The organism is Lysinibacillus sp. FSL R7-0073, from assembly GCF_038009065.1.
In the GTDB taxonomy this organism is placed as follows: domain Bacteria; phylum Bacillota; class Bacilli; order Bacillales_A; family Planococcaceae; genus Lysinibacillus; species Lysinibacillus fusiformis.
Genome location: NZ_JBBPAS010000001.1, coordinates 1160357 through 1179677, shown reverse-complemented (window position 1 = coordinate 1179677; position 19321 = coordinate 1160357). Strand labels below are relative to the sequence as shown.

The window sequence follows — 19321 nt, the reverse complement described above, 5'->3', positions numbered from 1 at the left end:
TGACAGGTTATTAATTTTTACGGAAAAATTCATTTAAGCGGTCAATCACTTCTTCTTTTTTCCATTCAAATGTTTCTCCAGTTTGTCGGAATTTCACTTCCACAATACCTTCTGTTGCTTTTTTACCAACTGTTACGCGAACAGGTAAACCAATTAAATCAGCATCCGCAAATTTAACGCCAGCACGCTCAGCTCGGTCATCTAGTAGTACATCATAGCGATATGATTTTAATAAGCCGTAAAGCTCATCTGCTAACGATACTTGCGCTTCATCTTTAGTATTTACAGGAACAACATGGATATCGTACGGAGCTAATTGCGTTGGCCATGTAAAGCCATTTTCATCTTGGAAATGCTCAGCTACCGCAGCTAGAATACGAGAAACACCAATACCATAGCAACCCATAATAAATGGTTGGGATTTCCCTTGCTCGTCTAAAAAAGTACCATTCATTTTAGCAGAATATGTAGTACCTAGTTTGAAAATATGACCAACCTCGATGCCTTCCGCGAATTTAATAGTACCTTGTCCATCTGGAGAAGGATCTCCCTCTTGAATAAAACGAATATCTAAGTAGTCATTCACAGCAAAGTCACGCTCAGGATTAACATTTACTAAATGGAATCCATCCTCATTCGCACCTGCAATACCATTATGAATAGATTTAATCGCATGATCAGCCACTACTTTTACATCTACAGGTAACTTCACTGGCCCAATTGAACCAACACCACAGCCTAATAGCTCACGAATCGCTGCTTCACTTGCAAGCTCTACAGAACCTGCTTCAAGAGCATTTTTCAATTTAATATCATTAATTTCATGATCTCCACGCGCAAGAACAACTACGAGCTCTCCATCTACATCAAAGACAAGAGACTTTATAACATTGGCAGATTTTACTTGTAGGAATGCTGAAACTTCCTCAATTGTTTTTTGATCTGGTGTCGCTACTTTTTCAACTTCTTTTAATGCTTCATCCGATGTCTGGTAATCTGCAATGACTTCAGCCATTTCAATATTTGCTGCATAGTCAGATGTATCTGAATAGGCAATTGTATCTTCTCCAATTTCAGAAAGTACCATGAACTCATGTGTACCTTTTCCGCCGATAGAACCTGCATCAGCGATAACAGCGCGATAGTTTAAGCCAAGACGTGAGAAAATATTAGAATAAGCACGGTACATATCATCATAGGTTTCATCTAAGCTTTCACGAGATGCATGGAAGGAATATGCATCCTTCATAATAAATTCTCTTCCTCGTAGTAAACCAAAGCGAGGACGTTTTTCATCACGGAATTTCGTTTGAATTTGATAAAGTGTTAACGGTAATTTTTTATATGATTTAATTTCATCACGCACTAATGTTGTAATTACTTCTTCATGTGTTGGCCCCAATGCAAAATCACGGTCATGACGGTCTTTCAAGCGCATTAATTCTGGACCGTATTTTTCCCATCGACCTGACTCTTGCCAAAGCTCAGCAGATTGTAGAGATGGCATTAACAGCTCAATCGAATTGATGGCCTCCATCTCTTCTCGAATAATTGTTTCAATTTTTGATAACACACGTTTTGCAAGCGGTAAATACGAGTATACCCCACTTGTATTTTGACGAATAAACCCTGCACGTAGTAATTGCTTATGTGACTTTACCTCAGCATCAGCAGGTACTTCACGTAATGTTGGGATAAATGTTTTACTTTGCTTCATTCAGTGTTCCACCTTTTTTAATAGATAAGTTTATACTCTCAATAGCATAAACAAATTTAGCTTTGAGCGCAATGTTTCGTAGAAATTGCGCCCAAAGCTATAAATAAAATTCCTTTTAATTGTAAAGTTAGAATTTGCTAGTCATTGATTAAAAGAAAAATCTCTGTATATCATTCCATGTGACAACTACCATTAAAATCATTAGTAGAACGATTCCTACAAAATGAACAATTCCTTCTTTTTGACGGTCAATTGGTTTTCCACGTAAAGCTTCAAAACCAAAGAATAATAAGCGACCACCATCTAAAGCAGGTAATGGAAGTAAGTTCATAATTCCTAGATTTATACTTAACATTGCAGCCCAATTCATTAAGTTCATAATACCATACTGAGCTACTTGCTCTGTTGCTTTATAAATACCTACAGGACCAGATAACGCGTCTATTGTAAACTTACCAGTAATCAGCATACCTAGAAGCTCAAATATTTTAACAGTCATATTATAGGTTTCTTGTGCCCCATAGACAACAGCCTTTAGTGGATTAAATTCTCTCGGGCTATCGTAAAGCACACCAATTTGACCATACTTTTCTCCATCCTGTTGGACTTCCTTCACAGTCATATTTAAGTTGATAGATTGTCCATCTCGATCTACGGTCACCATAATCTCTTCGTTTGGATGATCCTGAATAATTGCAGCTAAATCCTGCCACTTTTCAACAGCTTGTCCATCAATGGCTGTAACTCTATCACCGGCAAGCATCCCAGCCTCCGCAGCTGGATTATTTTCTACTACTTCCGAGATAACTGGCTCATATGTTGGAACTCCGTGAATTAATCCAATAACTAAATAAATCACGAAAGCGAGAATAAAGTTAAAAAATGGACCTGCAAAAATAGTCATCGCTCGTTGGCCAACCGTTTTAGAATTAAATTGACGATCATGAGGTGCAATGACAAGCTCTCGTCCATTTTCCACAAGGACACAATCTCTCGCTACTTGATAACGAACTAATTGTTCTTCTTCATCATAGCCCTCTACAAACAAATCTTTTTCTAAATCAGCACGTTCAACTTCTAAAAATAATAAATCTGGTAATTGCTTATTATTTTGATTGAAAATGATTTTTTTAACAACATTATCTTCATTGACAACAAGCCCTATTCGATATCCTGGCTGTAATTCAGTGCCATCCATATCTTCGCCAGCCATTCGTACATATCCCCCGATAGGCAATAAACGAACAGTGTACATTGTTTCTCCATGTGTTCTCCCATAAATTTTGGGTCCCATTCCAATGGCAAATTCACGTACTAGAATACCTGCTCGTTTGGCGAATAAGAAGTGTCCAAGTTCATGGAAGAAGACGAGCAAACCAAATATTAAAATAAATGCAATGGCTGTTTGCATAATACCCCACCTTTAAAAGCGATTAGTTAACGATACATTGCTCTCGTTATTTTACCATGTCTAACACTATTTTTCTTGTTTCACTGTCCACCTGTAAAATCGTTTGTAAATCTGGTATTGCAATGTTTTGGTGTGCTTGCATCACACGTTCAATCGTCTCATCGATTTGAAGAAATGTTATTTTCCCTTGTAAAAAAGCTGCAACTGCTGCTTCGTTCGCTGCATTCATTGCTGTTAAAATGGTACCACCAGTACGGCCAGCCTCATATGCTAATCGCAATGCTGGATAACGTTCAAAGTCCATTTCTTGAAAATGTAACTGACCAATTTGCGCTAAATTCAGTCGCTGACCATTATGTAACGGGATTCGATCAGGATAACTTAAAGCATATTGGATAGGAACGCGCATATCTGGTGTACCTAATTGAGCAATCACACTAGTATCATGATACTCAACTAGAGAGTGAATAATACTTTCTCTATGCAAAAGTACATCAATTTTTTTATATGGCATATCAAATAAAACATGCGCTTCAATCACTTCTAAACCTTTATTCATCATTGTTGCAGAATCTATTGTAATCTTTGCGCCCATAGACCAATTCGGGTGATTCAGTGCGTCAGCGACAGTCACATGTTTTAATTGGTCCCTTGTTTTATCACGGAAGCTGCCACCTGAAGCAGTAATAATTAAACGTTCAATATTTTTTGGGTCTTCACCATTCATCGATTGGAAGATAGCTGAATGCTCACTATCAACAGGCAGAATAGTTGCGTTATATTTTTTCGCTTCAGCCATCACTAAATGCCCGGCTGTCACAAGTGTTTCTTTATTAGCAATAGCAATTGTTTTTCCCATTCGAATGGCTGCTAAAGTAGATTCCAGCCCAACACTTCCGAGCACTGCATTGACAAGAATCGTCGAATCTGGATGTGTAGCAACCTCCACTAAGCCTTTTGCGCCAAATGTAAAGTGAATTGTCGGATACTCCTTAGCAAGCAGCAGCGCATCTTCTTCTAGCTGCACAGAAACCAATTCGGGCTTTAAGTTATCAATCATCTCTCGCGTTTTCTCTATATTTTTCCCTGAAGAGAAAGCTACTAATTGAAAAGCTTCACGTTGTTCTTTTAAAATATCGTAGGTTTGCCAACCGATTGAACCAGTTGCACCTAATAAACTAATCTTTTTCACAACACATTGTCCCCTTTTTCTATCTAAGCAAATGTATGAATAGATGTCCTTAAAAGTTCGGATTAATTACCAAACAAATGTAAAAAATGAAGCAAAGGCACGACGAACAATAGACTATCGAAACGATCTAATATCCCGCCATGCCCTGGTAAAATATTACCTGAATCCTTTACATCAAAATGACGCTTAATAGCAGATTCTACTAAGTCGCCCATCTGACCAATAATGGAGGCGAAAATTGTTACGACTACAAGTGATATATAACCATCTTCGAATGGGTAAATGAGTTGCATACAGACAGCGAAAATGACGGCAATGACAATTCCACCGATGAAGCCTTCAATCGTTTTCTTAGGTGAGATTTCAGGCCATAACTTATTCTTACCAAATTTTCTTCCGACAAAATAAGCACCTGAATCCGTTGTCCAAACGACTAATAAACAATAGACAACGTACTCTAAGCCTACATTCCTTGTTTCAATTAGGTAATGGAACCCTAAGCCCACATAAAATGCACCTAATAAAATAAAACCAACTTCATCAAAAGTTATTTTATTTTTAACTAAAACCACGTAAATAAGGAGTAACATCATTAGACCATAGACTACCATTAGATTAGACGAATAGCCTATTAATTCTACAACCTTTTCACTCCAGTCCTTTGGTATTACAAGTAAGATTAAAGTGACCAGCCCTAAGAAGCCAGGCACAGAAAAAATCGAAATACCTTTCATCTTTAATATTTCATAAAAACCGACAACAGCCATTGCTAGCACAAGTATGGCAAATGGTACTTTTCCATAAATAACAAATGGAATGAAAAGTGCTGCTGCAATTATTGCGGTAATAATTCGTTGTTTCAAGTTGTTTCTTCTCCCTTCAACCCACCATAACGGCGATTACGCTTTTGATAGTTTTCCACCGCTTCCAGTAAGGTTTCCTCACTAAAATCTGGCCACAATGTATCTGTAAACCAAAATTCTGTATAGGCAAGCTGCCAAAGCATAAAGTTACTTAAGCGTACTTCACCACTTGTACGAATTAATAAATCCGGTTCAGGCAAATGGGCCGTCATTAAATGAGACGTTAAGCATTCTTCTGTTAGGTCTTGCATTGTTAATTGACCGTCCTGCACTTTTTGAAGCATCATTTTCATGGCATTAACCATCTCAGAACGACTTCCATAATTCAGCGCAAAATTTAAAATAAGGCCTGTATTATGCTTCGTTTCTTCCATTGCCTCATACAACGCTTTTTGTGTATGGGCAGGTAATAAAGATGGATCTCCAATCATTTCGACACGTACATTACGTTCCATCATCTCGGGTAAAAAGGAACCTAAAAACTCGACTGGTAGCCGCATCAGAAAATCTACTTCGGGTTTTGGGCGTTTCCAGTTTTCAGTGGAAAATGCATATACGGTTAATACCTTTATGCCTAAATCTGACGCAAATCTCGTGACCTTACGTACTGTCTTCATTCCTTCATGATGACCAGCAACACGTGGCATAGCTCGTTTTTTTGCCCAACGTCCATTTCCGTCCATAATAATCGCTACATGGGCAGGAATCGGCTCGCTTTTAGTTAGGGCCACACGCTCCTCCAATGATAGTGTATCCATATTTATTTGTTTACCTAATAGCTTTTTAAACATGCTAACTCCCCCACTACAACTAATCGGACGTATACTAACCTATCATAACAAACAAAAGCGCTTTTTGTCTTTTTTTTCCCCTCTAAATTGACTATGTATGTACTAGCGTATTTTAGAACTATACACATTTTTAAAGAATAAGTTTGTTAAAAAATTAATCAATATTTATGTGATGCATATCATTGTATATTTCATCTATGCTTTTCTCTATGATTCAGCTCATATTCGAACGGTAAAGAGAAAAGACGTCCTGTAAAGTATAGGACGCCTTCATCTCATCAAAAAGTTCCATCATAGACATATAAAACGTTTGTTTTACACCTCTAAAATTTCTTTTTCTTTATCCTTCGTTACTTGATCAACTTTGACAATAAATTCATCTGTTAATTTTTGAATATCATCACCATAGCCACGTAGATCGTCTTCTGTGATTTCGCCAGCTTTTTCAAGTTTTTTCAAATCATCATTCGCATCACGACGTACATTACGTACAGCAATTTTTGCGTCTTCTGCTTCTTTTTTCACTTGCTTCACTAAATCTTTACGACGCTCTTCAGTAAGAGCAGGAATCATTAAGCGAATGATAGAGCCATCATTTGTTGGTGTAATACCGATATCAGATTTCATAATTGCTTTTTCAATTTCACCTAAAATTGTTTTATCGTAAGGTGTAATCACTAATAAGCGAGCTTCTGGTACAGAAACACCCGCAAGTTGATTGATTGGTGTTGGAGCTCCATAATAATCAACCATAATACGATCTAATAATGATGCGTTAGCACGACCTGCACGAATTGAAGATAGTTCACGTGTGAAAGCTGCAATTGTTTTGTTCATTTTATCTTTTGCTTGTTCTAATACTTGTTTTGCCATTATGCATTCCTCCTAACAACTGTTCCGATTTTTTCGCCTAGTACAGCACGTTTAATGTTGCCTGGTTCCGTAATTGAGAAAACAATTAGTGGAATATCGTTATCCATACATAGGGTAGAAGCTGTTGAATCCATTACTTGTAAGCCTTGTTGGATAACGTCTAAGTATGTGAGTGTATCATATTTAACGGCAGTTTGATCCACTTTTGGATCTGCTGAATAAACGCCGTCAACATTGTTTTTAGCCATTAAAATCGCATCTGCATCAATTTCTGCTGCACGTAATGCCGCTGTCGTATCAGTTGAGAAGAACGGATTACCTGTCCCTGCTGCAAAGATAACGACACGCTTTTTCTCAAGATGTCTAACTGCTTTACGACGAATGTATGGCTCCGCTACTTGAGTCATCACGATAGAAGATTGAACACGTGTTTCAATGCCTAATTTTTCAAGAGCATCTTGTAAAGCTAAGGAGTTCATTACTGTTGCAAGCATGCCCATATAGTCAGCTGCAGCACGATCCATCCCCATTTCACTACCTATTTTTCCACGCCATATATTACCGCCACCTACAACAACAGCAACTTCTACATCAAGATCCACTACTTCTTTTACTTCTTCTGCAACAGACTTGATTATTTTTGGTGATAAACCGAAGCCCGCTTCTCCAGCTAACGCTTCACCACTTAGTTTAATAACTACTCGTTTATATTGCGGTACACTCATTGTAAACCTCCGTAAGACTTTATTTAAAAAATCTCTATTCCCTTTTCCATTATAGTATATCTAACAATAATTGCTAGTTGTGAATAAGGCAGAATAGAAAATTCTATTGCTATTTTCGTTCATTTCGGAAAAATAGGGAACACGCTATGTTGTGTTCCCCATTTTTTTGTCTAGAAAATCTAGATATTATTTGATTAGGATCAAATGCCCGCTAAATTAGTTACCTTTAACTTGGCTCATTACTTCTTCTGCAAAGTTATCTTCACGTTTTTCGATACCTTCACCAACAGCATAACGTACAAAGCCGTTTACTGAACCACCAGTAGAAGCTACGAAATCACGTACTTTTTGATCAGAGTTTTTAACGAATGATTGATCAAGTAGGCAAACATCTTCGAAATATTTACCAAGACGACCTTCAACCATTTTAGCAACGATGTTTTCTGGTTTACCTTCGTTAAGAGCTTGCTCAGTTAATACTTTACGCTCACGTTCAACTTCTTCAGCCGAAACTTCATCGCGAGAAACATAAGTTGGGTTGATTGCAGCAATGTGCATTGCAACATCTTTCGCTGCTGATGCATCAGTAGAACCTTCTAAAGTTACTAATACTCCAATGCGGCCGCCCATGTGTAAGTAAGCGCCGAATGAATCTGCATCAGTTTTTGTTTTGATTTCAAAACGACGAAGTGTGATTTTTTCACCAATTGTTGCAACAGCTGTAGAAATTTGATCTTCAATTTTCACACCATCAGCATTTGTAAGCTCTAGAGCAGCTTCAACAGATGCTGGTTTAGCAGTAAGTAATTGCTCTGCTAAAGATGAAACTAATACTTGGAATTTGTCGTTTTTTGCAACGAAGTCAGTTTCAGCGTTAACTTCAAGGATGATTGCTTCGTTACCTTGTTCTAAAATGTAAGTTGTACCTTCTGCAGCGATACGGTCAGCTTTTTTAGCAGCTGAAGAAAGACCTTTTTCACGTAGGAAATCGATTGCAGCTTCTAGATCACCATCAGTTTGTACTAACGCTTTTTTACAATCCATCATACCAGCGCCAGTTTTTTCGCGTAATTCTTTTACTAATTGTGCAGTAATGTTTGCCATTTAGTGTTTCCTCCTCAAATTGTTTGAACATAGTTTTAATGATAGGTTCTAAAAAAGGTGATAAGGGTTTTGAGCCACTTATCACCTTTTTGTAAACGTGAATTACTCAGCAGCAGCTTCTACAGCTGGAGCTTCTTCTTCACCTTGTTTTGACTCGATTAAAGCGTCAGCCATTTTAGCAGTTAAAAGTTTAACAGCGCGAATAGCATCATCATTAGCAGGGATTACGTAGTCGATTTCATCTGGATCACAGTTTGTATCAACAATACCTACTAGAGGGATGTTTAATTTACGAGCTTCAGCAACCGCAATACGTTCTTTACGTGGGTCAACCACGAACATTACGTCTGGAAGATCGTGCATATCACGGATACCGCCTAAGAATTTGATTAGACGCTCGTGTTCTTTTTTAAGTTGGATTACTTCTTTTTTAGGAAGAACTTCGAAAGTACCTTCTTCTTCCATTTTTTCGATTTGTTTCATACGTGCAACACGTTTTTGAATTGTACCGAAGTTAGTAAGAGTACCACCTAACCAACGTTGGTTGATGTAGTAGTTGCCTGAACGTTCAGCTTCATCTTTGATCGCTTCTTGTGCTTGTTTTTTCGTACCAACGAAAAGAACTTTACCACCGTCTTGACCAACTTGACGCATGAAGTCATAAGCTTCCTCTAATTTTTTAACAGTTTTTTGTAAGTCGATGATGTAGATCCCGTTACGTTCTACGAAGATATATTTCTTCATTTTTGGGTTCCAACGACGAGTTTGGTGACCGAAATGTACACCAGCTTCAAGTAATTGTTTCATAGAAATTACTGACATGTGAATTTCCTCCTAGTATGTTTGGTTTTTATCCTCCGCATTTATCTTCTGCAACAAGCTACCCTAATCTTAGAGCACCACTTACTACATCAAAATGCGTGTGTAGTAATAACACCATTTGCAACTATATCATAGCTTTTCCTGGTTAGCAACAATTTAGTGATGAAATTTCAGTAAAAGCTCGATTTCTGTTTTTCCCTTTTGCAGCTGTTTCGCTATTTCTTCTGTTGATTTACCCTGCTTTGCTAAATTTAATGCCTGTTGCTCTATTGTAAGCTCGTTAACCTGTTCCTTTTGCTCTACATTTAAAGGCGTTGGTGAGGGTGCTACTGTCGCCGTTGTCTGTTGCTGACGCGAGTAAGCATTGGCTACAATATTTTTAGGTACATAGATACGAGTATCTTTATCTAAACTTAATGGACTGTCATTTTTCAGCACTTGCTCTGTGGGCGAAGAAACCTGATCTTGCTGTGACTCATTGCTTACGGTTTGTTGAACACTAGTCGCTGCTATGTCTGATGGTGAGACATTTTGTAGCTCCTTAATAAGACGGTCGTTTTCATCTTTCATTTCGGTTAAATAGACACTAATGGTATCGTCCATTTCACTCATTAAGCGTTCTTGCTTCTTTTCTAAATCCTTAAATTTTGCTAACTTAGTATTTAAAATAATAAGGAAGTAAAATGTAAGTAGCTGTAAAAAGAATAGTACCGCTATTAGTATGGTTGTCATTGTAAACTCCTATCCACTAAAATCCACGAAATTGCCTTTAAACGGATGTTGTGCCTGTTTTTCTTGTTGATCTTGTTGCTTTTTCTTCTTTTTGTAAGTATCCGTTAAGTATTCGCCACCTGCATCTTCATCCTCACTTATTTCATCCATACCTTCTGATGTATTTACTATTTTTTGCTTGCGCTCTATTTCCTTTTTTAACGCTTCATTGGCATGTGCTTGTTGAGCTAAAGCTTGTTGCTGTACTTGATCAGCTATTTTCCCAGCTTCAAATGTTTTAGGAATCGCAATTTGCAATTCAACCCCTTTTAAACTCATCGGAATCTCTCCCTCAAGGATATTTACGCATTCATCATTTCGCTAGATAATAATTTACGTAACTTTAAAAGCGCTTTGGAATGGATTTGAGAAATACGTGATGTCGATAATTCAAGCATTTCACCTATTTCAGTCAACGTCAGTTCCTCCGTGTAAAATAAACTTAGAACCAACTGTTCCTTTTCATTTAGCTTCTGAATATTTTCTGCTAAATCATCTAGTAATTCAGATTTAACCACCGACTGTTCAGGAGTTTTTGTCGTATCATCTCGAATGACAAACGACTTTCCATCTACCTCTTCTTGGTCTTGTTGTTCATTAATGGAAAGAACATTGGAAAAAAAATGCTCTTGTACTGTCTGATAAACATCCTCCACGGGTACTTCCATATGCTTCGCAAGTTCCTCAGGTGTCACATGACGCATATATTTTTGCTCTAATTGCTCAATCTGAGCATCTAATTTTTTGGCTTTTTCTCGCGCTGAGCGTGGTAGCCAGTCTTCCTTTCGAAGCCCATCTATAATGGCTCCCCTTACTCTAAATGAAGCATATGTATCGAATTTCAAATCTCTATTAATATCAAATTTATTTAATGCATCAAAAAGTCCTATCATACCTAAGCTCGTTAAATCATCTCGCGATACACTTTTTGGTAATCCCGCACTAATACGTTGAACATGATAAGATACTAAAGAAATATATTTTTTTATGAGTAAATCACCAGCATCTGGATCACGCTCATGTATCCAGCGATTCCACAGTTTTTGCTCATCGTTCAGAATTGGTTGTGTCATGAAATCCACCTCTCTAAAAACGCCTTTACGCGCCCGTTTGCTACTGACTACTTGCGCTCATAAAACTATTCTTTCATAAGGATTTCTCCATAATTTTTTTAAAATCTATATCTGGGGAACTCTTACTGTAACCCAACAGAGTAAAAAAATGGATAAATCATTGCCATCTTTCCTACTATTATAACAAAAATCGACTATAATTTCATTTGTTTCTGTTAGTCTCTCTTCATTTTGTACAAACAAATTAAAACTGTACCCTAGCTATACATTAACCTAGGATACAGTTTAAAAATATGTCTAAATTATTAAGCTTTTACTTTTTAATTTTGTTAGTTCTTTTTGTAGGAGTTATGAATCTCATTTAGCGTGCTTTTGCTCTTTCTTCACCAAGGTCGCTAGGTATAAATACCCCCAACAAAGTAGCGTTCTCACCATTTGTCCACAGAAATTTTTTAATCATCTACTATCGAACTAAATGATACTGTTTCGAATCTTGCCTCAATTTCTCAACCTTTTTAGCATAAAAAAGATGGCTATTTGACCGAAGCGAAATAGTACCACCCTTTCGAAAATATTGCTTTAAATCAAACTAGAAACGATATTACCATTAAAGATGGTTGCCTTACGTTGAGCTTTGCGGGCGATTGCTTCAGCAGCGCAAGAAGCATCCACTAAAACTATATTGGCACTATCTCCAACCTTTGGCCAGATTTGTTCACCTACTTGATCAAGCGGTGTTTTCCCACCTGTAATAAATTGCAAAGTTTGCGCTAATGAATATTCATCTCTCCACCCAGAACTATTAGCTAAACGACCGGCTCTTTCTAAAAGATCTCCGTTTCCAAATGGAGACCAAACATCAAAAATATTATCGCAACCAATTGCAACGGGTACCCCTTTGCCATGTAATAATCCAACTGGAGGAAATTTTCTACGAATGGGTACACTAGTCACTATCGTAATCCCTGCATCATTTAATATGTCAGCCATTTCCTCTGCTTCAGCTCGCGAAACATCCCCTAGTCCGAATGCATGGCTTATCGCCACCTTATCTTGCAGACCAGCCTCCTTCGTTAGTTGGGCTAATCTTTTCATTGTAAAGGTACCTAATTGATCTGGATCATGTAAATGCAAATCAATCCCAGCATTCCCCTCCACAGCAAGTTCCACCATTTGTTGTAAGGATGCCTCAATATCTCCATCCACAGTAGCTGGATCAACACCACCTACTAAGCCTACGCCCATACGAAGGGCCTCTCTTATTATATTTGTCGCTATCGTTTGCAACAGTCCGTGCTGCGGAAAGGCTACGATTTCATATGACAACTTTCCTTCAAAAGTTTGTAAAGCCTTTTGAACTTCCTCCAAATTTTTTAAGCCCACCTCGGGATACAAATCTACATGAGTACGAACATGGGTAACGCCAGACTGTACATAATGTGTAAGCAACTCTTCCGCACGTTGTTGTGTTGTGGTATGTAAGGTAGGAAGTACCTTTTTTTCTATTTCCAGACGTTCAAAAATATTGTTCACTGGTGTGACAGCACGCCACTGATCACCTAAAAGTGTTTTATCCAAATGACAATGTTTTTCAATGAAAGATGGTAGCGCTAATAGTTGCTTCATATCTTTTTTAGGGAAATGATCATTCAATTGCATTTCTGCTGAAACAATATCTGCAATTTTCCCATCCTTAATGAGGAGATGTGAGCAAGCCGTTCTTGTCTGTGCAACCATACCATTTTCAACATGATAGCCTGTTTCAAGTCGTACATTGGTTAACCAAAAAGTAGCATGCATTTTAAATAAATCCTTTCTATTTTCAATTTTAAAGTTCACCAGAAACTATTTTTCCTTTAAAGAGCACTGCCACTCTTTTCGCCCTTCTAGCCACTGCTTCTGCCGAACAAGTTGCTTCAACAAAAACTATATTTGCTTCATCTCCGACATTCGGCCATATTTGATGACCTTCCTTATTTAGAGGTGTAATACCGCCTGTAATGTATTTTAGGCTTTGACCAAGTGAACGCTCATCACTTAAACCAAATCGTTCTGCAAGTGTTCCTGCTTTTTCTAGACTATCCCCTTGGCCGAATGGTGACCAATGGTCGGTAATACTATCATCGCCAAGAGATATGTTTACCCCTTTATGATCTAAGAGAGGAATAGGGATAGTGCGCTTAATTGGCACAGTAGAAGTAATAGCTATGCCAAGATGCGCAAGTAATTCTGCTACTTCACTCGCTTCACTAGTAGGAATATCTGCAAGAGCCATGGCATGACTAATAGTCACTCTTCCTTGCCAACCTGCTGCTTCTGTTAACGCTGCTAGTCGTTTAAACGTAAAAATGCCGAGATGGCCAGGATCATGAATATGAAGATCTACATCTACATTTGCTTCTACCGCTAATTCCATCACGGTTTGTAATGATTTCTCAATATTTTCATCGATTGTTGCTGGATCAACACCTCCTACAAGAGATGCCCCGTTACGTAATGCTTCTCTTACTAAAGAAACCGAATCACTACGTAATAACCCCTGCTGTGGGAATGCTACAATCTCCATAGCAACTTTATCTTTGTAAGCCTCTTTTGCTCTTAAGATCGCTTCCAAATTTTTCAAACCGATAAATGGGTCAATATTACAATGTGTACGAATATGTGTGGAACCTGCATTTAATAATAGGTCTATTAGTTTTTTTGCTCTTTCCTCTGTCACAGGTAATAAACTAGGGAGGAGTAATTCTTCCTCTTTTAATCTAGTTATAAGACCCTCTGTTGGAATGGTAGGTGCCTTCCATGGGCCACCAAAATATGTTTTATCAAGATGGATATGCATATCCCTAAAAGATGGTAACATGAGGTAGCCTTGTGCATCTAATTGAGGTAAATCCGTCTCTAGTGGTTGATTTCCACGTTTAATTTGCTGTATTTTTCCCTTTTCGATTTGTATATTAAAAAGCTCGGTTTGTGTTCCAATTACAGTAGTATGATTGTAATGAAAACCTGTTTCTAGTCGTACGTTAATGAGCCAATATGTTAATGGTTTCATTATTTGAACCTCCTTTATTTTTCTTCAAGCTGAACCATCTGAATGTTCCTCTCTATATGTGGTAAGGACAGTTGATGATAGACATAGTCTTGGCTAGTATTACTAGCATGAAAATAATAGACTGTTGTTAATTTGGCATAATAGATGGCACTTAAACACATCGGACAAGGTTCTGTACTTGCATACATTTCACAGCCTTCGAGATTAGTTGTTTGAAAAGTATGGCAAGCTTGGCGAATCGCTTGAATTTCTGCGTGATTCGTCAAATCATTTGTTTTGGCAACCTCATTAACACCCGAACCAATAATTTGCCCATTTTTTACTACAATCGCACCAAATGGCGCACCGTTTTGTGAGAGTGCATTTTCATTTGCTAAATCAAGCGCTTTTCTCATAAATTCATGTTGATTCATATTCTATTCCTCCTAGTAAAAGCAGATATATATCACTTTAATACCTGTAAAATGATATGAATGATGACCAGTAGCCAAATCCTTTTTAACCAACGTTTCCGGAGTTGTGACTATACTAACTTTTACTCTAATAGGCTATTTCAACGATCATTACGATCCTATAGACTTAGTGTTTTAGGAATCACCATATCATAAGCAGAATATTCAGTCTTTTAAATCAGTTCTATGAGACATAAATAATGAATCTAGGATTCCCGCTGCAATTTCATATAATAATGTCCCTTCATTACTTTTCCTTTATACAAATATGCTAACACGAAGAATACTATATGAATAATATAAAAAAAGTAAATTTCACTTAAGTTTTCCCTATAATAAAGTTTCTTGAATGGCCAAATAAAAAAGAGCCGCTCCTAGCGACTCTCTGTTTTAAGCATTCACTTGTTGCTCTTCTTCTCGATTCATCATCGTCCGAACCACTTGTGCAATCTCCTCTGAGTTCTCATCTTGAAATTCAACGGTTGAATGAGCCGAAGCTGCTTCTTGATTCGTGCCTTCAGGAGTAGTTTGTTCATTTTCTGCTAGTTCACCTTCAACTGCTTCCTCATCTACCTCTGGCGTATACAAAATGTATGCTATTAAAAAACGTACAATATACATTACAAGGAAAACAATGATTGCTGTAACAAAAGATCCGATAATGATTCGAAGGGGCGTGTAAGGCTTTAGAAATGTACTAAAAAAATAAATAGTAAAAGCCATTAATGCTCCCCATAGATTATAAAATATGGAACCAAACATTAGATTTCGCTCACTCCTTGGTTAACTGTTCGAATATGTAATGACGATGTGGCAGGATTAAATTCTATCGTTCTACCACTGTTTCCACCAGTATCCTCGGCTACTAAAGGAATTCCATGCCTTTTCAATTCATTTTTGACAGCTTCTACATTACGAGGACCGATGCGCATCGAATCTTTGTCCGAAGTAAATTGAAACATCTGTGCGCCCCCAGCAATTTTTGCCTTTAGTTTAAACTTTTGAACGCCCTCTAATTTTAATAGATCAATCATTGCTGCTATTCCAGAATCTGCAAATTTCGCCACATTGATTGACTCAGATCTTCCCAAGCTTGAATCTGGTAACATCACATGGATTAAACCAGCAATTTTTTTTGACTCATCATATAAAATAACGCCAACACAAGAACCCAGACCAGAAGTTCGAATCGTGTTAGGTAGCTTTACTACATCCATTTGTGCAATTCCTACTTTAACCACTTGCCCACTACTACTGCTTAGCATCATTAGGAAACCCCTAATGCTTTAAAAATAGCATCAAATGAGTCAGGATCTGGTAATAGGAAGAAATGACCTCTCACTGTTTCATGGTCTTCTACACCTTCTTCAAAAATGGATGTATTTATAACAATGACATTATCACTTACATGTGATAATTCTATTAAACCAATACTTATAATTGCACCAAACATATCAACGCTTAGCCCTGGTACAGTTGGATAAATTTTCAAATTGGTAAAGTCCGATAAGGCAGATAAATAAGAACCTGATAAAATATTTCCCATTTCTTGCATAGCAGATAATCCCAGTTCAGAAACAGGTCGTTTTTTAAAATCAAATGTTTCATCATGAATGAGACGACGGATAAAACGGTTTGCCTGTTCAATAGGTAGTATAAAGAACATACTTCCTTCTGCATCACCTTCAATGCGAAGGTAAATACCAACAACGACATTTTCTGATCCGCCAGCCAATTCCATCATATCGTTAAAGGACACCATTTCTACCTTTGGGACACGCATATCAATTTTTTTCCCAAGTAAATTGGAAAGTGCTGTCGCGGCATGCGCAGCACCAATATTGCCAATTTCCTTTAATACATCTAAATGTAGCGAGGTAATCTTTTGATTAAATGTCATGATCGATCCCTACTTTAGTGGATTTAATACTTTTTCTAAATGCAATAAGATTAATAATCGTTTTTCTACTTTAGCAACACCTGAAATAAATTCTTCCTCTAGTGAGCCAACAACTTCTGGTTGTGGTTCAATCGCACTTGCAGGAATATCAATTACATCGTTTGCTGAATCAACAACAAAGCCTACTTCCATATCTTCTAGTGAGATAATGATAATGCGAGTTGTTTCCTCATGTTCTGAAATAGGTAATTCAAAGCGTTCACGTAAATCTACAATCGGCGTTACGACACCACGAAGATTGATAACACCTTTTACATACTTCGCCGTTTTCGGTACGCGCGTAATATGCATTAGCTTTTCTATACCTTGAACATGGGATACGGGAATAGCATATTCTTTATTCGCTAATTGAAATACAATTACTTTAATACTTTCTTGTTCCACTGCGTTTGTCATCTTTTACACCTCTCTTATTCATTCACCTTATTTTATTAATGCGTTACAATCTACAATTAAGGCTACTTTACCATTTCCTAAAATAGTTGCACCTGAAATAGCAAAAATATTTGTTAAGTAATTTCCTAAAGACTTCAAGACAATTTCTTGTTGTCCAATGAAGGAATCCACCACTAAACCAGCAAGTTTTTCACCTTTACGAACAATCACTACTGAATGGAATTCTTCATCTTGTGGCTCTGTACGAGGTACTTCAAAGATTTCCTCTAAGAATACCAATGGTACCACCTTGCCACGGAAGTCGATTACTTTTTGATTATGCGCATTCATAATCTCCGATGAACGGATAATAGATGTTTCAATAATAGATGATAATGGAATTGCATAAATTTCTTTTTCAATTTCCACAAGCATGACAGAAATAATCGATAATGTTAGTGGTAGTTGGATAGAAAAGATGGAACCAACATCTTGTGTGGATTCAATTGAAATATTACCACCAAGTGATTCAATCGTTGTTTTAACAACATCTAATCCTACTCCACGGCCAGATACATCCGAAATGACATCTGCAGTCGAGAAGCCTGAGGCTAAAATTAGCTCATTGATTTGATTATCAGACATTGAATAAGACTGTTCTTGTGTCACAATGCCTTTTGCAATAGCTTTCGCTAGTACTTTATCACGATTAATTCCTGCACCATCGTCTTCAATTTCAATAAAGACATAGTTTCCACTATGGTAAGCACGTAGGACAACCGTTCCTTCTTCTGGCTTGCCTTTTGCACGACGAGATGTTGGATTCTCAATGCCATGGTCCACAGAATTTCGGATTAAGTGAACAAGTGGATCACCAATTTCATCGATAACTGTTCGATCTAGTTCTGTTTCAGCACCAATGATTTCAAGATTAATTTTTTTATTTAAATCTCGTGATAGCTGACGAATCATTTTTGGGAAGCGGTTGAACACTGTTTCAACTGGCACCATGCGCATTGTTAAAATAATTGTTTGCAGGTCACCCATTACACGGCTCATTCGCTCCACAGTTTCGTTTAGCTCACCATGGTTTACTTCTGTGGCTATAGATTGTAATCGTCCACGGTCAATAACAAGTTCTTCAAACAAGTTCATTAAAATATCAAGACGTTCAATATTGACACGAATCGTTTTATTCCCAACAGGTGCGTGATTTTTTTCAGCCTTTGCTGGTGTGGCTGTTTTTGCAGACTGTGCGGCTGGTTCAGGTTTAGAAGGTACAGTAGCAGGTGTAGATTCTACTTCCGCTACAGCCGATGCAGTTGCAGTTGCAGCTACTTCTTGTTGTGATTTATATTCTCTTTCACTAAATTTCTTTTGGTCAATTGTTGTTACAACAACTTCTTCAATCTCAGAAACTTTCATGATCTTTTTCTGCATATCTTCTGCTGATTCCTTTGTCACAAAGGCTACATAAAACTGTTGATCAAATTGTTCGTCTTCTAGCTTTTCAACAGATGGGCTCGATTTAATAACTTCTCCGTCTTTTTCTAAAATCTCGAAGACCATAAATACACGTGCAGCCTTTAAAAGGCAATCTTCTCGTAATTTTATTGAAATTTCATATGCATGGAAACCTTGTTCAGATGATTGTGCGATAACTGTTTGTTCAAAGCTATCATATTCTAAAACACTTTCCACGGCTGCTGGTCCTGCAACGGTTGCAGCCACCTCTGGTACTGCTTCCTCACCTAATTCTATGCGCTTAAGTTGAGCAACTGTTGCTGACACATCACGCTTCCCATCTCCACCATTCGCAATATCCATGACCATTTCTTCCAAATGGTCAACAGATTCAAAGACCACATCTAAAATTTCTGGTGTTACATGGATTTTTTCATTACGAATTGCATCTAAAACATTTTCCATTTTATGTGTTAAATCAGCTAAATCTTCAAAACCCATTGTGGCAGACATACCTTTTAAAGTATGGGCAGATCGGAATATTTCCCCAACAATTGCCAAATCATCTGGATTTTTTTCTAATTCTAATAAATGTTCACTACATGCTTGTAAATGCTCTTTACTTTCTTCGATAAACATCTCTAAATATTGATTGACTTCCATAAGAGGACACCCC

The 19321-nt window shown here is 37.5% G+C and carries 20 protein-coding genes; all 20 read right to left on the bottom strand.

Annotation, left to right across the window (positions count from 1 at the left end):
• Window positions 1-10: 10 nt before the first annotated feature.
• The 20 genes from MKY88_RS05585 to MKY88_RS05490 all read right to left on the bottom strand — a co-directional run bounded on the left by MKY88_RS05585 (window position 11) and on the right by MKY88_RS05490 (window position 19308).
• Entirely contained in the window at window positions 11-1717 is a 1707-nt protein-coding gene (locus MKY88_RS05585) for a proline--tRNA ligase (protein WP_193831188.1), read from the bottom strand.
• A 148-nt stretch (window positions 1718-1865) separates the two neighbouring features.
• Complete coding sequence (gene rseP / locus MKY88_RS05580) at window positions 1866-3128, bottom strand: RIP metalloprotease RseP (RefSeq protein ID WP_193831187.1); 1263 nt, start codon at window positions 3126-3128, stop codon at window positions 1866-1868.
• Window positions 3129-3174: 46 nt separating this feature from the next.
• Window positions 3175-4320, bottom strand: coding sequence for a 1-deoxy-D-xylulose-5-phosphate reductoisomerase (gene dxr / locus MKY88_RS05575; protein ID WP_193831186.1), 1146 nt, complete (start codon window positions 4318-4320; stop codon window positions 3175-3177).
• 62 nt (window positions 4321-4382) lie between these two features.
• Window positions 4383-5183 carry a phosphatidate cytidylyltransferase gene (locus tag MKY88_RS05570; protein WP_193831185.1) on the bottom strand — a complete coding sequence of 267 codons (801 nt, stop codon included), beginning with the start codon at window positions 5181-5183 and terminating at the stop codon, window positions 4383-4385.
• Window positions 5180-5974: an isoprenyl transferase gene (locus tag MKY88_RS05565; protein ID WP_008181400.1), complete on the bottom strand. Its 795-nt coding sequence runs from the start codon at window positions 5972-5974 to the stop codon at window positions 5180-5182. Before MKY88_RS05565 ends, MKY88_RS05570 begins: the two co-directional genes overlap by 4 nt.
• Before the next feature lie 315 nt (window positions 5975-6289).
• Window positions 6290-6847: a ribosome recycling factor gene (gene frr, locus MKY88_RS05560; RefSeq protein WP_008181402.1), complete on the bottom strand. Its 558-nt coding sequence runs from the start codon at window positions 6845-6847 to the stop codon at window positions 6290-6292.
• Window positions 6847-7572 (bottom strand): UMP kinase, encoded by a 726-nt coding sequence (pyrH, locus tag MKY88_RS05555; RefSeq protein WP_069480366.1) that lies wholly within the window; start codon window positions 7570-7572, stop codon window positions 6847-6849. The genes frr and pyrH overlap by 1 nt, the downstream gene beginning before the upstream one ends.
• A gap of 216 nt (window positions 7573-7788) precedes the next feature.
• Entirely contained in the window at window positions 7789-8676 is an 888-nt protein-coding gene (tsf, locus tag MKY88_RS05550; RefSeq protein ID WP_069480365.1) for a translation elongation factor Ts, read from the bottom strand.
• Between the two features lie 102 nt (window positions 8677-8778).
• Window positions 8779-9498, bottom strand: coding sequence for a 30S ribosomal protein S2 (rpsB, locus tag MKY88_RS05545; protein ID WP_004269262.1), 720 nt, complete (start codon window positions 9496-9498; stop codon window positions 8779-8781).
• Between the two features lie 156 nt (window positions 9499-9654).
• Window positions 9655-10230 carry a hypothetical protein gene (locus MKY88_RS05540; RefSeq protein WP_340813148.1) on the bottom strand — a complete coding sequence of 192 codons (576 nt, stop codon included), beginning with the start codon at window positions 10228-10230 and terminating at the stop codon, window positions 9655-9657.
• 9 nt (window positions 10231-10239) lie between these two features.
• On the bottom strand, window positions 10240-10548 hold the full coding sequence (locus MKY88_RS05535; protein ID WP_069480363.1) for an RNA polymerase subunit sigma: 309 nt from the start codon (window positions 10546-10548) through the stop codon (window positions 10240-10242).
• Between the two features lie 23 nt (window positions 10549-10571).
• Complete coding sequence (locus MKY88_RS05530; RefSeq protein WP_008180720.1) at window positions 10572-11342, bottom strand: FliA/WhiG family RNA polymerase sigma factor; 771 nt, start codon at window positions 11340-11342, stop codon at window positions 10572-10574.
• A 579-nt stretch (window positions 11343-11921) separates the two neighbouring features.
• On the bottom strand, window positions 11922-13142 hold the full coding sequence (locus tag MKY88_RS05525) for an amidohydrolase (protein ID WP_340813146.1): 1221 nt from the start codon (window positions 13140-13142) through the stop codon (window positions 11922-11924).
• A gap of 28 nt (window positions 13143-13170) precedes the next feature.
• The gene (locus MKY88_RS05520) at window positions 13171-14394 is read right to left on the bottom strand and encodes an amidohydrolase (protein WP_193831182.1); all 1224 of its coding nucleotides are present in this window, start codon (window positions 14392-14394) and stop codon (window positions 13171-13173) included.
• Window positions 14395-14408: 14 nt separating this feature from the next.
• The gene (locus tag MKY88_RS05515) at window positions 14409-14807 is read right to left on the bottom strand and encodes a nucleoside deaminase (protein WP_193831181.1); all 399 of its coding nucleotides are present in this window, start codon (window positions 14805-14807) and stop codon (window positions 14409-14411) included.
• A 429-nt stretch (window positions 14808-15236) separates the two neighbouring features.
• A complete protein-coding gene (locus MKY88_RS05510; protein ID WP_232540462.1) occupies window positions 15237-15569 on the bottom strand; it encodes a hypothetical protein in 333 nt (110 codons plus the stop codon).
• A 38-nt stretch (window positions 15570-15607) separates the two neighbouring features.
• On the bottom strand, window positions 15608-16114 hold the full coding sequence (locus MKY88_RS05505) for a chemotaxis protein CheD (RefSeq protein ID WP_008180730.1): 507 nt from the start codon (window positions 16112-16114) through the stop codon (window positions 15608-15610).
• Entirely contained in the window at window positions 16114-16746 is a 633-nt protein-coding gene (locus MKY88_RS05500) for a chemotaxis protein CheC (protein WP_012293284.1), read from the bottom strand. Before MKY88_RS05500 ends, MKY88_RS05505 begins: the two co-directional genes overlap by 1 nt.
• A 9-nt stretch (window positions 16747-16755) precedes the next feature.
• Entirely contained in the window at window positions 16756-17202 is a 447-nt protein-coding gene (locus MKY88_RS05495; RefSeq protein ID WP_008180734.1) for a chemotaxis protein CheW, read from the bottom strand.
• A 27-nt stretch (window positions 17203-17229) separates the two neighbouring features.
• A complete protein-coding gene (locus tag MKY88_RS05490; protein WP_340813143.1) occupies window positions 17230-19308 on the bottom strand; it encodes a chemotaxis protein CheA in 2079 nt (692 codons plus the stop codon).
• Window positions 19309-19321: the final 13 nt, after the last annotated feature.

Bases quoted from the DNA above. Each gene is read 5' to 3' on its own strand.
- MKY88_RS05585 (WP_193831188.1), bottom strand. From the start codon at position 1,717: ATGAAGCAAAGTAAAACATTTATCCCAACATTACGTGAAGTACCTGCT.
- rseP (WP_193831187.1), bottom strand. From the start codon at position 3,128: ATGCAAACAGCCATTGCATTTATTTTAATATTTGGTTTGCTCGTCTTC.
- MKY88_RS05565 (WP_008181400.1), bottom strand. From the start codon at position 5,974: ATGTTTAAAAAGCTATTAGGTAAACAAATAAATATGGATACACTATCA.
- frr (WP_008181402.1), bottom strand. From the start codon at position 6,847: ATGGCAAAACAAGTATTAGAACAAGCAAAAGATAAAATGAACAAAACA.
- pyrH (WP_069480366.1), bottom strand. From the start codon at position 7,572: ATGAGTGTACCGCAATATAAACGAGTAGTTATTAAACTAAGTGGTGAA.
- tsf (WP_069480365.1), bottom strand. From the start codon at position 8,676: ATGGCAAACATTACTGCACAATTAGTAAAAGAATTACGCGAAAAAACT.
- rpsB (WP_004269262.1), bottom strand. From the start codon at position 9,498: ATGTCAGTAATTTCTATGAAACAATTACTTGAAGCTGGTGTACATTTC.
- MKY88_RS05540 (WP_340813148.1), bottom strand. From the start codon at position 10,230: ATGACAACCATACTAATAGCGGTACTATTCTTTTTACAGCTACTTACA.
- MKY88_RS05535 (WP_069480363.1), bottom strand. From the start codon at position 10,548: ATGAGTTTAAAAGGGGTTGAATTGCAAATTGCGATTCCTAAAACATTT.
- MKY88_RS05530 (WP_008180720.1), bottom strand. From the start codon at position 11,342: ATGACACAACCAATTCTGAACGATGAGCAAAAACTGTGGAATCGCTGG.
- MKY88_RS05525 (WP_340813146.1), bottom strand. From the start codon at position 13,142: ATGCATGCTACTTTTTGGTTAACCAATGTACGACTTGAAACAGGCTAT.
- MKY88_RS05520 (WP_193831182.1), bottom strand. From the start codon at position 14,394: ATGAAACCATTAACATATTGGCTCATTAACGTACGACTAGAAACAGGT.
- MKY88_RS05515 (WP_193831181.1), bottom strand. From the start codon at position 14,807: ATGAATCAACATGAATTTATGAGAAAAGCGCTTGATTTAGCAAATGAA.
- MKY88_RS05510 (WP_232540462.1), bottom strand. From the start codon at position 15,569: ATGGCTTTTACTATTTATTTTTTTAGTACATTTCTAAAGCCTTACACG.
- MKY88_RS05505 (WP_008180730.1), bottom strand. From the start codon at position 16,114: ATGATGCTAAGCAGTAGTAGTGGGCAAGTGGTTAAAGTAGGAATTGCA.
- MKY88_RS05500 (WP_012293284.1), bottom strand. From the start codon at position 16,746: ATGACATTTAATCAAAAGATTACCTCGCTACATTTAGATGTATTAAAG.
- MKY88_RS05495 (WP_008180734.1), bottom strand. From the start codon at position 17,202: ATGACAAACGCAGTGGAACAAGAAAGTATTAAAGTAATTGTATTTCAA.
- MKY88_RS05490 (WP_340813143.1), bottom strand. From the start codon at position 19,308: ATGGAAGTCAATCAATATTTAGAGATGTTTATCGAAGAAAGTAAAGAG.